The following is a 3,640-nucleotide window of genomic DNA, read 5'->3' on the forward strand; positions in this document are numbered from 1 at the left end:
AAATTAGAAAAAAACGCACTATTTCCTATTTCAGACCTTCAAATGTCGTCATTTAGAGGTAAGGAGCCATTCACACAAAAAAGAAATAACGCACTAGCAGAAATTGATACCAATGAGTAATCAATACTCAAGGAAAAAAGTTCATTTAACGCCCTGACAAAACCGACGGCCTTCACTAATAACGTTACAATCCAAATTAAAGAAAATTTCCAAGATTCCATTTTTTTCCTATACTCGCTCTTTGAGAGTGTATTTAATTTAAGAGTGAATACACGACTATTCGGTTATTACAGAAAGAGCCTACATAGTCCCATTAATCGATGTTTCAAAATTGAATAAATTAGCTGTTATCATCAATAGATCTTTAAACTGCCCCTGTTCCCTTTAACATATCTAGTGTCATCTGGCTGCGAAGATGTTGAAGAATGGTGCTGTACTTAGCTTTGCTGTCATCATCTTGGGCAACCGCAAATAGAAATTTAAGGTATCGATCGACACTTAAACGACACCCAGAACGTTCATAGCCAATGATGGTTTGCTCCGAACAATCAAGGTGCCTTGCCAACTCTTTTCTTGTGAGTTTTTTTGCCAACCGCAGTTTTTTAAATGTCTCTGGTGCTACCAATGAATCAGCAAGTGTGAACATGGTTTGCTCTGTTAGGGGTTCACCATCGGCAATGGAAAAAACGACTTTATCTGTGTCAATCATAGAATTTTATTAACCTATCGCGCTTATTTGTCTTATTCGAAGGAATATTTTGATAACTGATCTAGTTATAACAGAACACGTGTGGAGTACGGCTGCGCAAATGTGCACATAGCCGTGACTATTAAAAATTTATATAAGAGTTTCGAATAGTAAAAACTGGGATTTTGATTGCTCTACAAGTCTCACCAAGATGAAGATTGACCTTGTCAAAGCCAAAATAAATTCTGAAGTGCCAAATAAGCTAGTTCAAATTCAAAAAACGAGGACAGGTGCCGGTAAAGTAGCGCAAAGTTTGTTCACAAAAGGCTATTTAAAATGACAGTATCCGTTAAGGTAGGAAAATCTAGATGCAAAACTTCGCGCTCGTTACTTCGACTTAATATCGATGAGCATATTTTTGAGAAATGGACCGTATTCGCTGCGCAACGCCAGATCTCAAAAAAAGAAGTATTGGAATCTTTTATCTGGGAATACACAATTAAAAAACCAAACATTCAAAGATTATTATTCACACACTCGGCATCTGCTCCGCTGCGCTCAGTTTGGATATCGAATGGCGTTCATCTTGCCGCAGATAAATACGCTAAAGCGACACCAAGTCTCACCTCTCGTATCGTTTATAGTGCCTTGGTTACAGGACTTCTCAAACGAAAGCTGCTTCGACTAATGTGAAGAATGTTTTAAGAGAGAGTTGACGATTGCTCTACTATCGAATCTCTGAGTTGGGTAAGAGAATTGAGGACAACCAAAGAATGAATTTATATCGTTTCGTTTTTTCATGGGTAGCACCCAAATACTGCTCGTTCATTGCGCGATCTGGCAAGCCTCGTATTTTCCAAGGTGGGGTTCTAGGGATTTTCCCCTCTAAAAAGACATAATCCTCTGTAGACCACACCAATAAATGGCTGCGGAGGTGGTTTACTTTCAGCTTGGAGCCTAATCATCCACTATCGGCCTTGTTATTTCGCCAATATTGGGCAATTTCCCAGTATTAGTGAAGTTATACGTTCCGCTTAAGTTGATATTTTGCCACGCAACGGGCGAAACAGCACGAGTGATACCCGCTTTCTCTTCATCTCCTCTCGCTTCAAAGTGTCCCAGAAGATGACTCAGTATCGCGGAGTTGAAGTAGATGATCGCGTTGGCAAGCAATCTTGCGCATTCATTCCAGATAGCGATTTCAGACTCGTTTTTGCCACGGAACTGATCACCATTCACCGACGCAATGGCTCGTCTAAGGAAGTGCCATGCTTCTCCCCGGTTCAGGGCACGTTGCACATACTGCCGCAAACTGGCATCGTCGATGTAGTCAAGTAAATATTGCGCTTTAACCAGTCGATTATACTCCGTCAGAGCCTGTAATATTGGGTGTCCAGAAGGGTAACCAGACAACTTTCTTACCAGCATTGCTTGTGTCGTCCGCTTTGTCTGAAGTGACAGAACAATACGCCTGATATCTTGCCATCCCGTTGTAATAACATTCGTTCTGATAGGCTTCTTTAGCGCCAGTATGGTGCTGCCTTGTTCACTTTCAGTCACATCAAACAGATCATTGATGACACTACTGAACTGCGCGTATCGCGGTGCAAAACTGTAACCGCATAGATCCAGTAAGGCGAAGTTAACATGATTGACACCGTGTGTATCTGTCGAGAGTACGTCAGGTTTGATTTCACTGCTGTTGGATTGTAACAGGTCATAAATATAGTGTGATTCGTGCTCGTTGGAACCGATGATCCGAGCATTGAGGGCGCTGTGGTTGGCCACCAGTGTCATGGCCGTGATCCCTTTGTTGGTGCCGAAATACTTAGAGGAGTACCGGGTTTTAAAGGTTTCCAGATGGGTTTCGAATTTCTGACCATCCGCACTGGCATGCAGCTGGTCCTCCTGAATATGGTAGTGGCGGAAGATGGGTAGCGCTGCAACCGCATTATTGATCACGTCGCTGGCGTCATGCAGCGTTTCAGGCCGGATATAGTTGGCCTGCACCGTACTCAGGTGTTCATAGCTTCGATCGGAGATCTGCGCCATGCCATACACACCACGGTGAGTGGCGTTGGCAATCAGAATGGCCAGTAAATCATCCTGATGAGTGAACCCTTGTTTTTGTATCGGAAGTACATGAGTCAGACATTTCATGAACCCGGTTTCGCGCTCTACATACCGCAGTACATCCGCGATACCGACCGGTTGCATTCGCTTAAAAAAGGGATTGTTGACCAGAGATGTAGCGCTTTTGGTCGGCAGACGCCAGCGGGTACCGGTACGATTTTTCATGATCACATTTCGATTGTCTCCCTCATCAATATGGAGAGCAACGTCTTTGAGTGCACTTTCCAGCCGGTGTTGTTTCTCCTGTAACAATAACTCTGCGGGCTGTTTTAGTCTGTCCAGTGTTGATGAGGCCAGCAAGGTATCCTGCGATGTCTGGGGGATCAGGTCGTCTTCCAGTGCGCGGTATTTGGTAACATTTGGCAAATAAATGCGTCCATTCAGTCGTGAGGTTAACTGCCGGTAGAGCAGCCATTCGTAACGTTGCGGGTTAACGTTATCCTGTTTAACCAACCATGGGAGGTGCTTTTTCGGGATGAGCGACGTATCCATCGTCTTCAGTGGTCCACCGAATGCGATTTCCGTCTGCATCTGTTGAAGTTGGGCGACGACGGCTTCTGAGCCTTTACCGGCCTCACATTCAAGGCACAAAAACACCTGCCTTAACAGTTGCTCCAGGAGATTGCATTGTTCATCGTAATGTTGCCACTGGTACTCTTCCACGGTCCGTTTCTGTTTTTTCAGGTAAAGGCAGAGGGTCTGGATATCCCTGTCATTCATGACCTTCAATGCCTGTTGTCTGACTACTGAGAAGGGTTGATTATCATCAATGTTCTCATCCACAAACAGATGCAGTAACTCTGCCGCTTTCGTGACATT

General features: G+C 44.0%; 3 protein-coding genes. 1 reads left to right on the forward strand and 2 read right to left on the reverse strand.

The annotated features are described in order from the left end of the window. Positions 1-364 precede the first annotated feature (364 nt). Positions 365-709: a helix-turn-helix domain-containing protein gene (locus GLIP_RS03520; RefSeq protein ID WP_008843192.1), complete on the reverse strand. Its 345-nt coding sequence runs from the start codon at positions 707-709 to the stop codon at positions 365-367. Between the two features lie 315 nt (positions 710-1,024). Here GLIP_RS03520 and GLIP_RS03525 point away from each other — a divergent pair, with 315 nt between their 5' ends. After that, entirely contained in the window at positions 1,025-1,381 is a 357-nt protein-coding gene (locus tag GLIP_RS03525; protein WP_040521789.1) for a hypothetical protein, read from the forward strand. A 264-nt stretch (positions 1,382-1,645) separates the two neighbouring features. On the opposite strand, the gene GLIP_RS03530 is transcribed toward GLIP_RS03525, so the two are convergent. Further along, positions 1,646-3,640 (reverse strand): Tn3 family transposase (locus GLIP_RS03530; RefSeq protein ID WP_052154921.1); only part of this gene is annotated, 1,995 nt, incomplete at its 5' end.

The organism is Aliiglaciecola lipolytica E3 (assembly GCF_000314975.1).
In the GTDB taxonomy this organism is placed as follows: domain Bacteria; phylum Pseudomonadota; class Gammaproteobacteria; order Enterobacterales; family Alteromonadaceae; genus Aliiglaciecola; species Aliiglaciecola lipolytica.